A 17,165-nucleotide genomic window follows, 5' to 3' on the forward strand; every position below is an offset into this window, starting at 1 on the left:
AGGGGCTGGGTGTGCGGGGGTGGGAGGTCGGGTGAGGGGCTGGGTGTGCGGGGGTGGGAGGTCGGGTGAGGGGCTGGGTGTGCGGGGGTGGGAGGTCGGGTGAGGGGCTGGGTGTGCGGGGGTGGGAGGTCCGGCGATGGGCTCGCTGTCCGTGGGCGGGGGTTCCGTGAAGGGCTAGTTCCCCGCGGGCGCGGGTCTCGGTTACGTGCTAGCTCTCCGCGGGTTTGAGCCCTGCCGACGTGCCGGCTTCCCGCGGGTTTGAGCCCTGCCGACGTGCCGGCTTCCCGCGGGTTTGAGCCCTGCCGACGTGCCGGCTTCCCGCGGGTTTGGGCCCTGCCGACGTGCCAGCTCTGCGCGGGCTTGCGCCCTGCCCACGCGCTAGCTCCCCGCAGGCGGGAGTTCCGCCGACGGCCAGCGGTCCTCGTGAACGGCCGTCTCCGCCCGGCGTACGAGTTCGCGTGCGACGGCCTCCGCGGCGGGCGGGGTCCGGCCGGTGCGTGGCGTGGCCAGGACGATGGAGCGCCATACGTCGGGCTCGCACAGCGGCGCGGCGCTCAGCGTGCCGTCGGCGACATCCTGGGCGATGCCGACGCCGGGCAGGATCGTCCAGCCGTGCCCGGCCCGTACGAGCCGTTTCTGCAGCCCCATCGAGTTGGTCTGCACGGCGATCTCCAGGTCCGCTCGGGCCCGGGCCGCCGCGCCCTCGATCAGCGTGCGCAGGGCGTGCCCCGAGGCGGGCATGACGAGCGGACGCGCGGCGGCCTCGGCGAACGGGACCGGGCGCGCGGCGTGCAGTCCGGCCGCGGCAGGGGCGACCAGCCACAGGCGCTCCCGCACCAGCGGACGGGTGTGGAGCGACGGGGTGCTGTCCAGGTCGTAGAGGAGGGTGAGGTCGAGGTCGCCGTCGTCGAGCCAGCGCTGGAGATGCCCGGAGTAGCCGGTCATCAGGCGCAGCCGGATGCCCGGATGCTCCTCGGCGAGCGCCGTGACCAGCGGTTCGGCCAGCAGGTCCGCCGTGCTCTCCAGCAGCCCCACGGTGACGATGCCCGTCACTGCGCCCGGAGTGGGACAGACCTCCGCGCGGGCCCGCTCCAGCTCGCCCAGGGCACGCCGGGCGCGGTCGACCATGATCGACCCGGCTTCGGTGGGGCGCATGCCCTGCCGGGTGCGTTCGAAGAGCGGGACGCCCAACTCCTGCTCCAGGGTGCGGATCTGCCGGGTCACGGCGGGTTGGACCAGGTGCAGCAGCTCCGCGGCCCGGGTGACGCTGCCCACCTCGGCGACCGTGACGAGGGCCCTGAGCTGTCTGACGTCCATCGTTCTCCCGTCCTCGCGCCGCCATTCGTGCCGCGCATGACGGCATCACGAACGGCTATTTCACGGAGGTTCTCATGACTGGACATGATGGTGGGCATGAGCACCCTCGACGCCCTGTCCGAGGACGAGCGCTTCATCGTCCGTACCGTGCGTGACTTCGTGGACAAGGAGGTCAGACCGGTCGTCCGGGAGCTGGAGCACGCGAACACCTATCCCGACGCGCTGATCGAGCGGATGAAACGGCTGGGCGTCTTCGGGCTCGCCGTCCCCGAGGAGTACGGCGGCGCCCCCGTCTCCACCCCGGCCTACGTGCTGATCACCGAGGAACTGGCCCGCGGCTGGATGAGCCTGGCCGGCGCGATGGGCGGCCACACGGTCGTCGCCAAGCTGCTCCTGCACTTCGGCACGGACGAGCAGAAGCGGCGCTACCTGCCCGGCATGGCCACCGGCGAGATCCGCGCGACGATGGCGCTCACCGAGCCCGGCGGAGGCTCCGACCTCCAGGCCCTGCGCACCGTCGCCCGCGAGCACCCCGACGGCGGATACGTGGTCGACGGCACGAAGACCTGGATCACCAACTCCCGCCGCTCACAGCTGATCGCGCTGCTGTGCAAGACCGACCCCGAGGCGACCCCCGCCCATCGGGGCATCTCCCTCCTCCTGGTCGAGCACGGCCCGGGCCTGACCGTCTCCCGCGACCTGCCCAAGCTGGGCTACAAGGGCGTGGAGAGCTGCGAGTTGTCCTTCGCGGGCCACCGGGCCCCGGCCGACGCCCTGCTCGGCGGCGTCGCGGGCAAGGGCTTCGGGCAGATGATGAAGGGCCTGGAGACCGGCCGGCTCCAGGTCGCGGCCCGTGCGCTGGGCGTCGGCCGGGCGGCGTTCGAGGACGCCCTCGCCTACGCTCAGGAGCGCGAGTCGTTCGGCAAGCCGATCTGGCGGCATCAGTCGGTCGGCAACTACCTCGCCGACATGGCGACCTCACTGACGGCCGCCCGGCAGCTGACCCTCCATGCGGCACGGGAGGCGGACGCCGGGCGCCGCGTGGACATGGAGGCGGGCATGGCGAAGCTGTTCGCCTCCGAGACGGCCATGCAGATCGCCCTCAACGCCGTGCGCATCCACGGCGGTTACGGTTACTCGACCGAGTTCGACGTCGAACGCTACTTCCGGGACGCACCGCTGATGATCGTCGGTGAGGGCACCAACGAGATCCAACGGAACGTCATCGTGAGCCAGTTGGTGAGGCGTGGGGGACTCGACGCCTAAGGCACGTCCGGCGGGACCGCCGCCTGGATCTCCACCCGGTGGCGCAGATACGCGTCGGGATGGCCGCGGGCTATGCGCACCGCCTCCGCCACGAGGTCGTGGAGCGCGGCGGGTTGACCGCCCGGACCGAGCGCGAGGCCCGGCAGGATGCATCGGCGTACGTCGAGGTCCTCGTTGGCGACGAACTCCCTGAGCGCGGCCTCCTGCCACTCGGCCCCGAGGTCGGCGACGGCGTCGACCTCGGCCTGGCTCTCGGGCGTCAGGACACGGTTCTCCCAGTCCAGGAATCGTACGGACACGCCCGTCCAGTACCAGGCGCGGGCCGCTCCCGCTCGCTCCGGATCGCTGCCGGTGCGCAGATATCCGATCAGCGCGCTCTTCACCCGGCGGCGCCCGTAGCTGCGCACGGCGGGCTCGATGAACTGCCGGTTGAAGCTGGGGTCGGGGTCGTGCACCCCGGCGCGGACCAGGTGCTCGAAGAGACCCTGGGGACGTACGTCCGTGTCACGCAGGGTGTCACTCACGATCGTGCGAGCCCGGTGCGCCCACTCCCGGTCGGAATCGGCCGGGGCGGGGGGCTCGCCGCCGAGCAGCTCCACGAGAGCCGCCAAGTGCCCGTGGAACACGGCACGGCGGTGGCTCGGCCGGTCGGGAAGCGGCAGATACGCGCGGGGTGTCTCGTGGCCCACTGGTGGTCGTCCCCCTGGCTCGTGGTCGTAGCGGTGTGCGGACAACAATGCCCGGACGGCCGGGTGCGGCGGCACCCGGCCACCGGTCGTCAGGCCTTGCCGCCCGTGCAGGCCGCGCCCGGCTCGGGGGTCTGCCTGCCCTGCACGTACTTCTCCAGGAACTCGCCCACCCGCGGATCGGACCCCTTCGTCACGTTCAGCTGATGGCCCCAGGCGGAGAGCGTGATCGGCGAGGACTGGTCGGGGTACGGGCTCATCAGGGTGTACGGGGTCTTGGCGACCTTGCCGGACAGGGACTTGACGTCGGTGTCCGCCGCCTTGTCGTTGTACGTGATCCAGACCGCGCCGTGTTCCAGGGCGTGCACGGCGTTCTCGTTCTGTATCGGCTCGGAGTAGACGTCGCCGTTGCAGTTCTGCCAGACGGGGGAGTGGTCGCCGCCGACGGGCGGCGTCATCGGGTAGTCGACCGCGGTGTCGACGTGGGTCTGGCTCAGCTTCGCCCACGTCTTCTCGCCGGAGACCGGCGCGGCCTGGGCCTCTTCCTTGGCGTCGGCGGCGTCGAGCAGATACCAGCCGCCACCGACCAGACCGGCGAGGATCGCGGTGGAGACGGCGATGGTGACGATCCGGTTGCGGCGTTCACGGGCCTGCTCGGCGCGGCGCTGTTCCTCGACGCGGGCGCGCCGTGCCTCGGCCTTGGAGGCGTGGGTGTTCCTGCTCTTCTTCGTACTGGTTCCGGTGTTCTTGGAGTTGGCGGAAGCCATGGTGAATTCCCTTGTGGGCAGCGGAGATCGACGGATGCCGGTGGATCGGGGGAACGGCGTCCGGTCTAGGTCCGCAGCACTTGCAGGGCGTGCAGGTCGGGGGCGCGGGGGTCCGCGGTGAAGGGCGTGCGGGTGGAGGGGGCCACCGCCGGCCGGGTGTCCACGCGGGTGGGCGCGGCGAGCGGCTCGGGATGTGGGCCCGGTCCGGTGCTCGGCTTGCCCGCGACGGCCTTTCCGCCGCACCGGTCGTGGCCGGAGGAGACGCAGACGTGCTCGCGCTCCTGCTGGTCCGCCACGTCGTGGAGGGCCGCGGCCACGGTGGTGTGCTGCGGCGGAAGTTGCGGCCCGCGGGCGCACAGACAGGCCACGCCGAGCAGCGTGGCCAGGGCCACCACCAGGCCCAGCACCACGGCTTCGGTCCGCCGCCCCGTACGCATTGTCGATTCCCCGCCCTTCGAGGACTCAGGGTAGGCGAGGGTGTGGCGGGGGAGGCGGGCGGGGGAGGATCTCTCGTCAAGGCCGGAGAGGATCTCTCGCCCTCGACGAGCATGAGGAGACGGCGTGACGATCCCCGCGGAGTGGGGCGGGCTGGCCGCGGGGCTGCTGATCGCGACGGTCACCGCGCCGGTGGGAGTGTCCGGCGCGGTCTTCCTGCTGCCGGTGCAGCTGAGCGTGTTCGGCGTGCCGAGCCCCTCCGTCACGCCGACGAACCTGCTGTTCAACGTGGTGGCCGGGCCGGGGGCGCTGGCGCGCTTCCACCGGGACGGGAGACTGCGGGGTCCGCTGACGCCGCTGCTGGTGGCGGGCACGCTGCCGGGCGTGGTGATCGGCGCGGTCGTACGCGTCTTCGCCGTGCCCGGGCCGACCGTGTTCCGTCTCCTGGTGGCGCTGTTGCTGCTGCCGCTCGGCCTCTGGTTGATCGCGAGGACCCTGCGACCGGCCGCGCGGGCCGCACCGGCGGGCACTGCGGCGCATCCGCCGTCCCCGCGCGCTCTCACGGGCCTCGCCCTGCTGGTGGGCGTGGTCGGCGGCGTCTACGGCATCGGAGGCGGCTCCCTGCTCGGCCCGCTCCTGGTGGGCCGCGGTCTGCCGATCGCCCAGGTCGCGCCGGCCGCCCTGGCGTCCACCTTCGTCACCTCGCTGGCCGGTGCCGGTACCTTCGCCCTGCTGTCCCTCACGGGCTCCGAGGACATCGCCCCCGACTGGTCCCTCGGCCTGGCCTGCGGCGTCGGCGGACTCATCGGCGGCTACCTGGGCGCCCGCCTCCAGCCCCGCGTTCCGGAAACCGCACTCCGCGTCCTGCTCGGCGTACTCGCCACGGCGCTCGGCGCGGCCTACGGCGCCGCGGCACTGAGCTGAGCCGATCGTTACGGCCACAGCGAACCGGTCGGGTCAGTCGGGACCGCTCCAGTCGAAGGGGAAGTGCTTGCTCGACTTGCCGGAGCGCTCCCAGGAGAAGCCGAACGCGTCGGCCTCGTCGACGGTGGCCCGGCCCCAGGTGGCGACCTGACCCGGCCCCACCTCGGCGCCCGGCGCGTTGTGGACCTGGACACGCCCGCCGTCAGGAGTCGTCGGCCCGGTGAGCGCCTCGGCCACCGCCCTGACCCGGCCGGGCACCTCGGCCCGCCAGCCCGCGAGATCCTCGTCGATCTCCACATGGATCGGAGCGATGTCCATCCCGCGCATCTCGGGGTGGAACATCTCCCCGAACCGCGCCGGCCAGCCGCCCGCCTCACCGCCGAACACGGCACCGAGTGCGGCCCGCTGCTGTTCGTCGGCCCGTTCGTCGAGGAAGACCGCGGCGTACGGGGCGCTGTGCTCGCCGGCCCAGACATTGCCCGTGAACGAGCCGAGCATCAGCACGTTGAGGCCGTCGAGCCGTACGTCGCCGTAGGTGCCCTCCCGGATGTGCCAGGCCAGGATGCCTTCGCAGTCGCCGTAGGTCGGGGGCTGGGCGAACGTGCACGGACAGGGGATGGCGCACTTGCACACATCGAACCAGTCGCCGGTCAGATGCCAGCGGGTCTGCGTGGTGGTGGCCTGCTCAGTCATCTCGCTTCCCTCCTGCCGAGCCCCAGGGAGCTCTCTCGGAGTGGCGAGACCGCGTGTGCCGAGCCCGGTCCCGGGATCAGGGAGCGGTCTCCCTTCCAGCTTGCACCTCCTGTCCCGCTGGGGGAACCCCGGTCACACGGACCGGGTCACATGTCCTCCATCGACGGCATGGAACCCTGCAACCCCGGCAGCAGCCAGTCCTGGAAGGGCGCGAGCACGGCCAGGACGAGGAAGGCCACGCCGACGACGCGGCCCAGCAGCACCCCTCGGGGTGACAGCTTCTCCAGGAAGATCACCACGGCCAGCCCGGCCATCGCCGCCACGTTCATCACGCCCAGCGGAACGAGGACGACCATCAGCCCGGCGCAGCAGCCGACGCAGTAGGCCCCGTGCTGGAGTCCCACCCGCAGGTCGCGCAGCGGCCCGCGAAAGCCGGAGTAGTGCACGAGATGGCCGAGCGGGTCGCGGCAGTGCCGCAGGCAGACGTACTTCAGCGGGCCCAGCTGGTAGAGGCCCGCGAGCAGGAAGGCGACCGAGCCGATCCAGCGGCCGGCGGTGGGATGGTCGTCGACGAGGCCGCCGGTGAGGGCCAGCGCCGCGTAGGCGAGGAGTCCGAACGCCGTCCAGACCAGCAGATACCCGGCGATGAACGCGACGGTACGGCCGGTGCGGGCCCAGCCGGAGGACTGCCGGCCGATCCCCCGGACCCAGGTGATCGCCACCGGCGCCATGGACGGCAGCATCATGGCCGCCATCATCGTCACCCACAGCAGCAGGAACAGCGGCAGCGCCATCCCCATCGTGCCGGGCTCGACGCCCATGTCCCGGGCCTGGCCGACGGTCAGCACCCACGCGGGCACCGCGATCAGCACCACGAGGAACCAGGCGGCCGCGAGATCCCGGGCCGGCAGCAGGCCACCACCCGCTCCGGTCGGGGCGACCGCCGGGGCGGATGCGACGACGGAACTCCGGCTGCGACGCATCGGCGTGCTCTCCTGCGACTGCCTCCAGCACAGCACAGGACACCCCGCGAGGCGACCCGGCCGGGAGAGCGGCCTGTGCGTACCGTGCGGCGCACGCTATATTCAACAATGCGAGTAGGTGTGTAGTTGCCTGAATCAGCGACGGACGGGGCGATCATGGTGGACAGCGGATACGCGCGGTACGTCGCCCTCGGCGACAGCCAGACCGAGGGGCTCGGCGACGGTGACGACGTACGGGGGCTGAGGGGGTGGGCCGACCGGCTCGCCGAGCAGCTCGTCCGTGCGTCACCGGACCTGCTCTACGCCAACCTCGCCGTCCGCGGGCGCCTCGCGGGACAGGTCCGGGCCGAACAGCTCGCGCCCGCCCTCGCGTTGAAGCCCGACCTCGCCACGGTGGTCGCGGGGGTCAACGACCTGCTGCGGCCCCGCTTCGACGCCGACGAGGTGGCCGGGCACCTGGAGGCGATGTTCGCGGCGCTCACCGCTCAGGGCGCCCGCGTGGCCACGCTGACCTTCCCCGACGTCTCCCGGATCACCCCGCTCGCCCGCCCCCTCGGCGCCCGCGTCACCGCCCTCAACACCCGCATCCGCGAGGCGGGGGCCCGGCACGGCGTGCTGGTCGCCGAGACCGCCGACCACCCGGTCGTGACCGACCCCCGCCTGTGGAGCCCCGACCGGCTGCACGCCGGTCCGCTCGGCCATGCCCGGATCGCCGCCGCCGTCGCCCAGGCGCTCGCTCTGCCGGGCAGCGACGACAGCTGGACCCGGCCGCTGCCCGTCGACCCGCGCGCGACCTCGGGGCTGCGGGTCCTCGGCGCTGAACTGCGCTGGGCCGGTTCCTTCCTGGGGCCGTGGCTGGTACGGCGGGTGCGGGGCCGCTCGTCCGGCGACGGACGGCAGGCCAAACGCCCGGAACTGCTCCCGGTCCTCGCCCTGGACTGATCAAACCGGCTGTTAGGTTGAGTGCATGGCTCTGCGCAACGCGGTGATGGCGGCCCTACTGGAGGGTGAGGCCTCCGGATACGACCTCGCCAAGGGCTTCGAGGCATCCGTGGCCAACTTCTGGATGGCCACACCGCAGCAGCTCTACCGCGAGCTGGAGCGCATGGAGAGCGAAGGGCTCGTCTCCGCGCGGGTGGTCCAGCAGGAGCGCCGCCCGAACAAACGGCTGTTCTCGCTGACCGACGCCGGGCTCGACGTCCTGCGGTCCTACGTCGCCCACGCGCCCGCCAAGCCGACGGCCATCCGCGACGAGCTCATGGTCAAGGTCCAGTGCCTCGACATCGCCGACCGCGACGACATCCACGCCGTAAGGGAAGCGGTCGCCGAGCGCAGGGAACGCTCCGCCACGAAGCTCGCCCGCTACGAGCGCATGCGGGAACGCATGCTGGCCGGGCGGACCGAGGACGAGTACTTCGCCGGCGCCGACCGCATCGGCCCCTACCTCACCCTCCTCGGCGGCATGGCCTTCGAGCGCGGGAACCTTCAGTGGGCCGAGACGGTCCTGGAGCGCCTCGCGCAGCGGATCGCCACCCGCGGCTGAACCAAACACCTCCTGCACCCCCGGCCCATGCGTCTCAGGTCCCGGGGTGCTTCACTCCCGCTGGCGGTATTGGCATTCTCATTTTTCGCAAGTACCGTATCCGGCGATGGATGACTTCGCCCAGACCTCGTCCGGCATCCCGCTGAAGCCGGTCTACGGACCGGCGGACCGGGCCGCCGAGCCGCCAGAACCGGGCACCTTCCCGTTCACGCGCGGCAATTACCCCTCCGGGTACCGGGGGCGGCTGTGGACGCTCCGGCAGTACTCCGGCTTCGGCACCGCCGAGGAGTCCAACCGCCGCTACCGGTATCTGCTCGCACAGGGCGGCACCGGACTCTCGGTGGCCCTGGACCTGCCCACGCAGTGCGGCCACGACTCCGACGACCCCGAGGTGAGCGAGGAGGTCGGCCGGGTCGGGGTGGCCGTCGACACCCTCGCCGACGTCGAAGTCCTCTTCGCGGACATCCCGTTGCACCGGATCAGCACCAGCTTCACCATCAACGGCACGGCGGCGATCCTGCTCGCCTTCTACGTGGCCGCCGCCGAACGCGCCGGCGTACCCCGGGCGAAGCTGACCGGCACCATCCAGAACGACATCCTCAAGGAGTACGCCTCCCGAGGCACCTGGATCTGGCCGCCCGAGCCCTCGCTGCGCCTGATCGCCGACACCATCGAGTTCTGCGCGGCCGAGGTGCCGCGGTTCAACGCGATCTCCGTCGCCGGCGCGCACTTCCGGGACGCGGGCGCCAACGCCGTACAGGAGATGGCGTTCACGCTCGCCGACGGGGTGACGTACTGCGACACCGTGCTGGAGCGCGGGCGCATGACGATCGATCAGTTCGCCCCGCAGGTGTCCTTCTTCTTCTACACCCACGGCGACTTCTTCGAGGAGATCGCCAAGTACCGCGCCGGGCGCAGACGTTGGGCGACCCTTGTGCGGGAGCGCTACGGGGCGGACAGCGACAAGGCGGCGATGTTCCGCTTCGGCTGTGTCGCCGGAGGGGCCTCGCTGTACGCGCCGCAGGCCCGCAACAACACCGTGAGGGTCGCGTACGAGGCGCTCGCCTCCGTGCTCGGCGGGGTGCAGTCGATGTTCACGGCCGCCTGGGACGAGCCCTTCGCGCTGCCCAGCGAGGAGTCGGCGACGCTCGCGCTGCGCACCCAGCAGATCCTCGCCCACGAGACCGGCGTCGCCCGCGTCGCGGACCCGCTCGGCGGCTCGTACTTCGTCGAGGCGCTCACCGACGCCACCGAGGAGCGGATCGTGGACATCATGGCGGACCTGGAGCGGCACGGGGGAATGGTCCGGGCGATCGAGGACGGCTATCTGCAGCGGCTGATCGCGGACGAGGCCTACCGGACGCATCAGGAGGTCGAGGCGGGCACCCGGCCGGTCGTCGGCGTCAACAGGTACGTCGACGCGGACGAACCGGCACCGGACGTCACGATGTACGAACTCGACGCCAAGGGGCGCGAGTTGCAGCTGAAGCGGCTCGCCAGGGTCAAGGCCGAACGCGACCCGGCCGCCGTACGTGCCCGGCTCGCGGCCCTCTCGAAGGCCGCCGAAGGTTCCGACAACCTCATGGGTCCGCTCATCGACTGCGCGGGCGCCTACTGCACGGTCGGCGAGATGGTCAGCGCGCTCAAGGCCGTGTGGGGCGAGTTCCGTCAGCCGGTGGTGTTCTGATGGGCACGTCGGTCCTCGTGCAGGTGATGTGTTGATGGGCACCCGGATCCTGATCGCCAAGCCCGGCCTCGACGGGCACGACCGGGGTGCCAAGATCGTCGCCCGTGCGTTGCGCGACGCCGGCTTCGAGGTCGTCTTCACCGGCATCCGGCAGCGTGTCGAGGACATCGTCGCCACCGCCGTGCAGGAGGACGTGGCCGTCGTCGGTCTCAGCATGCTGTCGGGCGCGCACCTCGCGCTCACCGCCCGGACCGTCGCGGGCCTGCGGGCGGCGGACGCCGGGGACATCACGGTCGTCGTCGGAGGCACCATCCCCCCGGCCGACGTGCCCCGCCTCAAGGCCGCCGGCGCGGCCGCCGTGTTCCCCACCGGGACACCGCTCGACGTCGTGGTGGCGGACGTACGCGCCCTCACCTCACCCTGACATCTGGAGGGAACGTGCGGATCGGAGTGATGATCGGGGCCGAGCGGGGGGACTCCGCGCGCAAGGCGTCCCGGATGGTCGCGGATGTGCGGTGGGCCGAGTCGGCCGGGTTGGACACCGTCTGGGTGCCCCAAGTACCCACCGACTTCGACGCGTTGACGGCGGTCGCGCTCATGGGCGCGGCCACTTCGCGCATCGAGCTCGGCACCGCCGTCGTCCCTCTCCAGGCCCAGCATCCGATCGCCCTCGCCCGCCAGGCGCTGTCCACCCAGGCGGCCACCGGCGGCCGGCTCGCGCTCGGCGTCGGCCCCTCGCACCACTGGATCGTCCACGACATGCTCGGCCTGCCCTACGAACGTCCGGCCGGCCTCGCCCGCGACTACCTGGACGTCCTCGACGCGGCCCGCAACGGCCCCGGACCCATCGACGTCGAGAACCGCACCTACACCGTCCACAACCCCCTCGACCTCGCCCCCGTCGCCCCGCTGCCGATCCTGCTCGCGGCCCTCGGCCCGGTCATGCTGGCCCTCGCGGGCGAGCGGGCCGACGGGACCGTCCTGTGGATGGCCGACGAACGCGCCGTCGCCGACCACGTCGTCCCGCGCATCACCAAGGCCGCGGAGGGCGCCGGGCGGCCCGCACCCCGGATCGTCGCCGGCATCCCGGTGTGCCTGTGCCGGCCCGGCGAGGTCGACGCCGCCCGCGAACGCGCCAACCGCATCCTCGGCGAGGCCGACATCTCGCCCAACTACCAGCGCCTGCTGGACCACGGCGACGCCCGCGACGTCGGCGACCTGTGCGCGGCGGGCGACGAGAGCGCCATCCTCGCGCGCTTCCGACGGTTCGCCGACGCGGGCGTCACCGATCTCTCCGTACGCCTGCTGCCGATCGGCGCCGACCGCGACGAACTCGTCGCCTCCAAGCGCCGGACGCGCGAGATGATCGCCACGCTCGCGGCGGAACTGCGGTGACCGCCGGCCCCCTCGCCGGCCTGCGCATTCTGGAGGTCGGCCACATCCTCGCGGGCCCGTTCGCCACGATGCTCCTCGCCGACCTCGGCGCCGAGGTCACCAAGGTGGAGCCACCGGGCGGGGACCTCTCGCGGCAGGTCGGGGACGCCTACTTCGCCAGCATCAACCGCGGCAAGCGCAGTGTCTGCCTGGATCTCACGTCCGCGGCGGGACAACGACGCCTCGGTGAACTGGCCGCCGAAGCACACGCGTTGCTCGTCAACCTCAAGCCGTCGGTGATACGGCGACTCGGGCTGACGTACGACAGTCTGCGCCGGCACAACGAGCGGCTCGTCTGCGTCGCCGTCACCGGGTACGGCCTCGACGGCGGCGACGACCCGGCCTTCGACTACGTCATCCAGGCTGCCACCGGCGTCGCCGCCCTCACCGGCGACCCCGAGGGCCCGCCGACCCTGCCCGGCTACTCCTCCGCCGACAACTCGGCCGCCCTGACCGCCGCGTTGGGCCTGCTCGCCCAGATCGTCTCCGGGCGCGGCGGACAGGTCGAGGTGGCGCTGCGGGACGTCATGCTGGCCCAGCTCAACTACCGGGCGGCCGCCTATCTCAACGACGGCGTGGAACCGAGCAGACTGCCCCACGGAGCGCACTCCTACTATGTGCCGGCGCAGCTCTTCCCCACGGCCCAGGGGTACTTGGCGCTGTTCATCACGCATGACGGGTTCTGGAAGACGTTCGCCGCGGAGGCCGGGATCGAGGGCTTCGCGACGATGGCCGAGCGCGCCGCGCGACGGGACGCGGTCCTCGACGCCGTCACTCGGGTGCTCAGCGGCGACACGGCGGCCGGCTGGGAGGCACGGCTGCGCCCGCTCGGGGTCCCGGCGGCGGCGGTCCGCACCCTCCCCGAGGCCCTGGCGGCGACCCCGGAGATGGTCGTGCGGGCCGGGGGGTTCCGGCTCGTCGGCAGCCCCGTCAAGGTCGCCGGACACCAGCCGGAGTACGGGCCGCCACCCCCGCTGGGCTCACTCGTAGTGGACGGTGACTGACCCCTCGTCGGGCACGCCCTGGCAGGTCAGCACATAGCCCTCGGCCACCTCGTCCTCCGTCAGGACGTCGTTCACCCGCATGGTGACGCTGCCCTCGGTGATCCGTGCCATGCAGGTGGCGCAGTTGCCGGCCTCGCAGGAGAACGGCGGGGTGAGCCCGCCTCGGCGGGCGCTCTGCAACAGGGTCTCGCCCGGGTGCTTGGGGACACGGACGCGCTCTTGGCCGAGGACGACGGTGACGGTGCCGTCGTCCTTCGGCGGTGCCTCGGGGGCCGGTGCGGCAGGCCCGGGCGCGCCGCCGAACCGTTCGCTGAAGACCCGCCCCGGCCCCGGCAGTGCCTTCTCCACCAGTTCCATGAAGGGTTCGGGCCCGCACACATAGGCGTCCGCGTCCCCGTCCGCCCCGATGAACTCACGCACCCCGGTGGCGTCCAACAGCCCCCGCTCGGCGTCGAGATGACGTACGACGGTGAGCCGGCCGGGGTGGTGGGCGGCCAGGTCCGCCAGGGCCGAGTCGAAGATCGCCGAGCCCCGGTCGCGGTCGGCGCACAGCAGCCGCACCGGACGGTCGGTGCCCGCGAGCGCGCTCTTGGCCAGGGAGAGGATCGGGGTGATCCCGCTGCCGCCGCTGAAGCCCAGCAGCGGGGACGGTGCCGGGCGCAGACAGAACAGGCCCCGGGGTGAGGTGAGTTCGAGCTCGTCGCCCTCGTCGACATGGTCGTGCAGCCAGTTCGAGACCTTGCCGCCGGGCACGCGCTTGACCGTCGTCATCAGTTCGGCGTCCGTCTCCGGCGCGCTCGACATGGAGTACGACCGCAGCAGATACCTGCCGTCGACCCGGACGCGGAAGACGCAGAACTGCCCGGCCCGGTAGGTGAAGGGACCGTCGTGCGGGTCGAGGACGAAGGTCCGGGCGTCCGGGGTCTCCTGGACGATCTTGACGACGGTCGCGCGCCGGAACAGGGCGGGGCTCGCCATGGACGCCCTCCTTGAGCTCTGGTATCAAGGTTCTGTCACTGTGAGAATACTATTCTCACGAAACAGATGGGACCCTCTCGGCGGGCGGGGATGAGAGATGAGATCACGGGCCGCGCTGGTCTTCGAGGACCGGGAGTACACCCTGGCCGAACTGGAGCGCCTCGCCGACGGGTTGGCGGCCACCCTGGAACGGCGCGGGGTGCGCCCGGGGGAGCGGGTGGCGCTCATGTCGTCCAACCGGCCCGAGTTCGTGGTCGCGGTGCGGGCCGTCTGGCGGCTGGGGGCGGCCGTGGTCCTGCTCAGCCCGGCCTGGCGACACGGCGAGGTCGAACACGCCCTGGCGGTGACCGGAGCGACGCACGCGGTGGGCGACCACCCGGTGCTGGCGGACCTGATGCCGATGCTGCACCTGGACGAACCGATCGCCCCGGGTGCCGCCACCTCCCCGCGACCCCCCGAAGAGGCCGACGCCGTCCTGGTGTTCAGCTCCGGCACGACCGGCCTGCCCAAGGCCGTACGGCACACCCACGCCTCCCTCGCCGCCGCCGTACGGCACTGGCGCGAGGCGCTCGGACTGACCGCGGCGGACCGGATCCAGATCGCCACCCCGCCCTCGCACATCCTCGGCCTGCTCAACATCGTCACCGCCCTGGAGACGGGCGCCCGGCTGCGCCTGCACCGCCGCTTCGACCTGGACCGGCTGCTGCACCACATCGAACTCGACCGCGTCACCGTCGAGATGGCCGTCGCCCCGATCGCCCTCGCGCTCGCCGCGCACCCGAAACTGGAGTCCTACGACCTGTCCTCGCTGCGCTACATCATGTGGGGCGCCACACCGGTGACCCGAAGCGTCGCCGAGACCGTCACCCGGCGCACCGGAGTCGGCTGGCTGCCCGCCTACGGGGCCAGCGAACTGCCCGTCATCGCCTGCAACCCGTTGGGCGAGGCCCGGTTGGACACCGCGGGCCGGGCCGTTCCCGGGGTGCGGGTGCGGGTGGTGTCACTGGAGTCCGGTGAACCGGTCGGGCCCGGCGCGACGGGGGAGATCGAGGTGCGTTCGGACTCCCTGATGGCCGGCTATCTGCCGGCCGAGGCGACGGCGCAGGCCCTGCACGACGGCTGGTACCGCACGGGGGACGTCGGCAGTGTCGACGCCGACGGCTGGCTGCGGCTCACCGACCGGTCCAAGGAAATGATCAAAGTGCGAGCCTTCCAGGTGGCGCCCGCCGAGGTCGAGGCGGTCCTGCACGGGCATCCCGCGGTCGCCGACTGCGCGGTGTTCGGCGTGCCCGACGCGACCGACGGGGAGGCCGTGGTCGCCGCGGTACGGGTGAGCCGTCCCGTCGAGGCGGCCGAACTCATCGAACTGGTCGGAGCCCGGCTCGCCTCCTACAAGCGGCCGCGCCGCGTCGAGTTCGTGACCGAGATCCCCCGTCTGCCCTCGGGCAAGGTCCTGCGCAGGGTCCTCAAGGAGCGCCATGGATGCACGTCTGACAGCTGAACAACGCCAACTGCGGTCCGCGGCGGCCAGATTGGCCGACGACCTCGGACCCCGATCGGTCCTCGACCTGGACGACGCGGACCGGATCGCACGACTGGAGAAGGCGGTCGAGGCGACCGGATGGCGGGCGCTGCGCTCGGACGGGGCGTCCGGGGTCGAAGTCGCCGTGGTGGTGGAGGAGTTCGGGCGCGGGCTGGTGGACGTGCCGTTGCTGGGACCGCTGCTCGCCGACGACCTGGCCCCGGGGTCGTCGTCGACCACGGTCGTCGTGGACGGCGTCGCACGGGACGCCCGGGGAACGCGACGCGGAGTGACCCTGCGAGCGGGCCGCCTCCTGACCGTCGGTCTCGCCCCCTCGGCCCGAGGCGTCGACCTCACCCGCCACGACGCCGTTCCCCGCGGACCGCTCGAACCCCTCGCCCCGCTGTCACCCGAAGTCGCCGCCCGGCACCGGGCGTTGGCGCTGGTCGCCACCGGCGCCGACCTGGTGGGAGCGGCGCGTGGCGCGCACCGCGCGGCGGTCGCCCACGCGAAACTCCGCGAGCAGTACGGCAGACCGATCGGCGGCTACCAGGCCGTGGCCCACCTGCTCGCCGAGAGTCTCGCCCTGATCGAGGGCTCGGTGAGCGTACTGCGCCACGCCGCCTGGGCCGTCGACGAGCTGCCGCCCGAGGAGGCGATACGGGCCGCCCGCATCGCGAAGCTCTACTGCGCCCGGTCCGCCCGCACCGTCTGTGAGACGTCCGTCCAGGTCCACGGTGGCATCGGCAACACCTGGGAGTGTCTCGCCCATGTGTATCTGCGCCGGGCCCTGACGTCCGCCGAACTGTTCCCCGTACGCCTGGAGGAGATCGACCGTGGACTTTCGTGACTCACCCGAGGAGGCGGCCTTCCGGGAACGCCTGCGCGGATGGCTGGCCGAGCGGGCCGGAGAGTTCCCGACGTCGGGCGACGCGTACTGGGCGCGGCAGGGCGACTGGCACCGGGCCCTGCACCAGGCCGGCTTCTTCGGCCTGTCCTGGCCCAAGGAGTACGGCGGCCACGACCTGCCCCCCGTCTACGACGTCATCCTCGACGAGGAACTCGCCCGCGCGGGCACCCCGGCCCGCCCCAGCCTCGGCTACCTGGTCCAGGGCCTGGGCCGGCACGGCAGCGAGGCACTGCGCCGCCGCTTCCTGCCCGGCATGATCGACGGCACCGAACGCTGGTGCCAGGGCTTCAGCGAACCCGGCGCGGGATCGGACCTCGCCTCCCTGACCACCACCGCCACCCGCGACGGCGACGACTACGTCGTCCACGGTCACAAGATCTGGACCAGCTACTCCGACGTCGCCGACTGGTGCCTGCTCCTGGCCCGCACCGACCCCGCCGCACCCCGGCACCGAGGCATCTCCGCGTTCATCGTCGCGATGAGCCAACCCGGCGTCGAACAACGCCCGTTGACGATGATGAGCGGCGTCACCAAGGAGTTCGGCCAGGTCCTCCTCGACGGCGCCCGAGTCCCCGCCGACCAGCTGGTGGGCGCGCCGGGGGAGGGCTGGGCGCTGGCGATGACGGTCGTGGGGCACGAGCGGGAGCCCGCGACCCTGGGCTTCACGGCCCGCTACGGCACACTCGTACGACAGTTGACGGCCCGCACCGAAGGACCACTGCCCCCGGAGCTGGCCTGGGCGGTCGTGGAGACGGAGATGCTGCGCCTGCACGTCCGCAGAAGGCTGTCGGAACAGCTCGACGGCGTCTCGCACGGCCCCGAGGGCTCCCTGGACAAGCTCCTCATGACCTGGACGGAACAGACGGTCGGCCACGCGGCCCTCGCGACCGGCGGCACCGCCGACCCCGACCTCCTGCACGCCTATCTCTACAGCCGCGCCCAGAGCGTCATGGGCGGCACCTCGCAGATCCAGAAGAACATCATCGCCGCCCGCATCCTCGGACTGGGAGCCTGAC

Annotated in this window: 18 protein-coding genes; 11 read left to right on the forward strand and 7 right to left on the reverse strand. The window is 72.3% G+C overall.

The genetic code is table 11. From position 1 onward, the window contains the following. Window positions 1–378 precede the first annotated feature (378 nt). On the reverse strand, window positions 379–1,317 hold the full coding sequence (locus ACIHIX_RS36140) for a LysR family transcriptional regulator (protein WP_399963809.1): 939 nt from the start codon (window positions 1,315–1,317) through the stop codon (window positions 379–381). A 96-nt stretch (window positions 1,318–1,413) separates the two neighbouring features. Between ACIHIX_RS36140 and ACIHIX_RS36145 the strand changes: the two genes are divergently transcribed. Next, on the forward strand, window positions 1,414–2,583 hold the full coding sequence (locus tag ACIHIX_RS36145) for an acyl-CoA dehydrogenase family protein (RefSeq protein WP_399963811.1): 1,170 nt from the start codon (window positions 1,414–1,416) through the stop codon (window positions 2,581–2,583). Here the strand turns inward: ACIHIX_RS36145 and ACIHIX_RS36150 are convergent. From ACIHIX_RS36150 to ACIHIX_RS36160, 3 genes are all read right to left on the reverse strand, one after another. Next, window positions 2,580–3,272: a hypothetical protein gene (locus ACIHIX_RS36150; RefSeq protein ID WP_399963812.1), complete on the reverse strand. Its 693-nt coding sequence runs from the start codon at window positions 3,270–3,272 to the stop codon at window positions 2,580–2,582. The two genes, ACIHIX_RS36145 and ACIHIX_RS36150, sit on opposite strands and share 4 nt — an antisense overlap. Before the next feature lie 89 nt (window positions 3,273–3,361). Beyond that, a complete protein-coding gene (locus ACIHIX_RS36155) occupies window positions 3,362–4,036 on the reverse strand; it encodes a DUF3105 domain-containing protein (protein WP_399963814.1) in 675 nt (224 codons plus the stop codon). A gap of 65 nt (window positions 4,037–4,101) precedes the next feature. Further along, window positions 4,102–4,473 (reverse strand): hypothetical protein, encoded by a 372-nt coding sequence (locus ACIHIX_RS36160; protein WP_399963816.1) that lies wholly within the window; start codon window positions 4,471–4,473, stop codon window positions 4,102–4,104. A 124-nt stretch (window positions 4,474–4,597) separates the two neighbouring features. Here ACIHIX_RS36160 and ACIHIX_RS36165 point away from each other — a divergent pair, with 124 nt between their 5' ends. Then, window positions 4,598–5,395, forward strand: a complete 798-nt coding sequence (locus ACIHIX_RS36165; RefSeq protein WP_399963818.1) for a sulfite exporter TauE/SafE family protein — start codon at window positions 4,598–4,600, stop codon at window positions 5,393–5,395. 33 nt (window positions 5,396–5,428) lie between these two features. Here the strand turns inward: ACIHIX_RS36165 and ACIHIX_RS36170 are convergent, their stop codons facing one another. Then, the gene (locus tag ACIHIX_RS36170; protein WP_399963820.1) at window positions 5,429–6,088 is read right to left on the reverse strand and encodes a DUF1326 domain-containing protein; all 660 of its coding nucleotides are present in this window, start codon (window positions 6,086–6,088) and stop codon (window positions 5,429–5,431) included. A 146-nt stretch (window positions 6,089–6,234) separates the two neighbouring features. Next, complete coding sequence (locus tag ACIHIX_RS36175) at window positions 6,235–7,071, reverse strand: DUF2182 domain-containing protein (protein ID WP_399963822.1); 837 nt, start codon at window positions 7,069–7,071, stop codon at window positions 6,235–6,237. 156 nt (window positions 7,072–7,227) lie between these two features. Here ACIHIX_RS36175 and ACIHIX_RS36180 point away from each other — a divergent pair, with 156 nt between their 5' ends. From ACIHIX_RS36180 to ACIHIX_RS36205, 6 genes are all read left to right on the forward strand, one after another. Beyond that, window positions 7,228–8,013 (forward strand): SGNH/GDSL hydrolase family protein, encoded by a 786-nt coding sequence (locus ACIHIX_RS36180; protein WP_399963937.1) that lies wholly within the window; start codon window positions 7,228–7,230, stop codon window positions 8,011–8,013. Between the two features lie 25 nt (window positions 8,014–8,038). Further along, entirely contained in the window at window positions 8,039–8,614 is a 576-nt protein-coding gene (locus ACIHIX_RS36185) for a PadR family transcriptional regulator (RefSeq protein WP_399963824.1), read from the forward strand. A gap of 106 nt (window positions 8,615–8,720) precedes the next feature. Then, on the forward strand, window positions 8,721–10,301 hold the full coding sequence (locus ACIHIX_RS36190; protein ID WP_399963826.1) for a methylmalonyl-CoA mutase family protein: 1,581 nt from the start codon (window positions 8,721–8,723) through the stop codon (window positions 10,299–10,301). Between the two features lie 34 nt (window positions 10,302–10,335). Beyond that, the gene (locus ACIHIX_RS36195; RefSeq protein WP_399963827.1) at window positions 10,336–10,725 is read left to right on the forward strand and encodes a cobalamin B12-binding domain-containing protein; all 390 of its coding nucleotides are present in this window, start codon (window positions 10,336–10,338) and stop codon (window positions 10,723–10,725) included. Between the two features lie 14 nt (window positions 10,726–10,739). Then, window positions 10,740–11,696 carry an LLM class F420-dependent oxidoreductase gene (locus ACIHIX_RS36200; protein WP_399963829.1) on the forward strand — a complete coding sequence of 319 codons (957 nt, stop codon included), beginning with the start codon at window positions 10,740–10,742 and terminating at the stop codon, window positions 11,694–11,696. Continuing rightward, on the forward strand, window positions 11,693–12,739 hold the full coding sequence (locus ACIHIX_RS36205; protein WP_399963831.1) for a CaiB/BaiF CoA transferase family protein: 1,047 nt from the start codon (window positions 11,693–11,695) through the stop codon (window positions 12,737–12,739). Before ACIHIX_RS36200 ends, ACIHIX_RS36205 begins: the two co-directional genes overlap by 4 nt. On the opposite strand, the gene ACIHIX_RS36210 is transcribed toward ACIHIX_RS36205, so the two are convergent. After that, window positions 12,716–13,717, reverse strand: a complete 1,002-nt coding sequence (locus ACIHIX_RS36210) for a 2Fe-2S iron-sulfur cluster-binding protein (RefSeq protein ID WP_399963833.1) — start codon at window positions 13,715–13,717, stop codon at window positions 12,716–12,718. The two genes, ACIHIX_RS36205 and ACIHIX_RS36210, sit on opposite strands and share 24 nt — an antisense overlap. Window positions 13,718–13,814: 97 nt before the next feature. On the opposite strand from ACIHIX_RS36210, the gene ACIHIX_RS36215 reads away from it, so the two are divergent. Genes ACIHIX_RS36215 through ACIHIX_RS36225 form a run of 3 tightly spaced genes read left to right on the forward strand, consistent with a single transcriptional unit; the run spans window position 13,815 to window position 17,164 of the window. Beyond that, a complete protein-coding gene (locus tag ACIHIX_RS36215; RefSeq protein WP_399963835.1) occupies window positions 13,815–15,218 on the forward strand; it encodes a class I adenylate-forming enzyme family protein in 1,404 nt (467 codons plus the stop codon). After that, the gene (locus ACIHIX_RS36220; protein ID WP_399963837.1) at window positions 15,196–16,089 is read left to right on the forward strand and encodes an acyl-CoA dehydrogenase family protein; all 894 of its coding nucleotides are present in this window, start codon (window positions 15,196–15,198) and stop codon (window positions 16,087–16,089) included. The genes ACIHIX_RS36215 and ACIHIX_RS36220 overlap by 23 nt, the downstream gene beginning before the upstream one ends. Continuing rightward, window positions 16,076–17,164 carry an acyl-CoA dehydrogenase family protein gene (locus ACIHIX_RS36225; protein WP_399963839.1) on the forward strand — a complete coding sequence of 363 codons (1,089 nt, stop codon included), beginning with the start codon at window positions 16,076–16,078 and terminating at the stop codon, window positions 17,162–17,164. The genes ACIHIX_RS36220 and ACIHIX_RS36225 overlap by 14 nt, the downstream gene beginning before the upstream one ends. Window position 17,165 lies beyond the last annotated feature (1 nt).

The organism is Streptomyces sp. NPDC051913, assembly GCF_044593635.1.
Taxonomy (GTDB): domain Bacteria; phylum Actinomycetota; class Actinomycetes; order Streptomycetales; family Streptomycetaceae; genus Streptomyces.

Coding starts and splice junctions, on each gene's coding strand:
- ACIHIX_RS36140 (WP_399963809.1), bottom strand. CDS start 1,317: ATGGACGTCAGACAGCTCAGGGCCCTCGTCACGGTCGCCGAGGTGGGC.
- ACIHIX_RS36145 (WP_399963811.1), top strand. CDS start 1,414: ATGAGCACCCTCGACGCCCTGTCCGAGGACGAGCGCTTCATCGTCCGT.
- ACIHIX_RS36155 (WP_399963814.1), bottom strand. CDS start 4,036: ATGGCTTCCGCCAACTCCAAGAACACCGGAACCAGTACGAAGAAGAGC.
- ACIHIX_RS36160 (WP_399963816.1), bottom strand. CDS start 4,473: ATGCGTACGGGGCGGCGGACCGAAGCCGTGGTGCTGGGCCTGGTGGTG.
- ACIHIX_RS36170 (WP_399963820.1), bottom strand. CDS start 6,088: ATGACTGAGCAGGCCACCACCACGCAGACCCGCTGGCATCTGACCGGC.
- ACIHIX_RS36175 (WP_399963822.1), bottom strand. CDS start 7,071: ATGCGTCGCAGCCGGAGTTCCGTCGTCGCATCCGCCCCGGCGGTCGCC.
- ACIHIX_RS36180 (WP_399963937.1), top strand. CDS start 7,228: ATGGTGGACAGCGGATACGCGCGGTACGTCGCCCTCGGCGACAGCCAG.
- ACIHIX_RS36185 (WP_399963824.1), top strand. CDS start 8,039: ATGGCTCTGCGCAACGCGGTGATGGCGGCCCTACTGGAGGGTGAGGCC.
- ACIHIX_RS36190 (WP_399963826.1), top strand. CDS start 8,721: ATGGATGACTTCGCCCAGACCTCGTCCGGCATCCCGCTGAAGCCGGTC.
- ACIHIX_RS36195 (WP_399963827.1), top strand. CDS start 10,336: ATGGGCACCCGGATCCTGATCGCCAAGCCCGGCCTCGACGGGCACGAC.
- ACIHIX_RS36210 (WP_399963833.1), bottom strand. CDS start 13,717: ATGGCGAGCCCCGCCCTGTTCCGGCGCGCGACCGTCGTCAAGATCGTC.
- ACIHIX_RS36215 (WP_399963835.1), top strand. CDS start 13,815: ATGAGATCACGGGCCGCGCTGGTCTTCGAGGACCGGGAGTACACCCTG.
- ACIHIX_RS36220 (WP_399963837.1), top strand. CDS start 15,196: ATGGATGCACGTCTGACAGCTGAACAACGCCAACTGCGGTCCGCGGCG.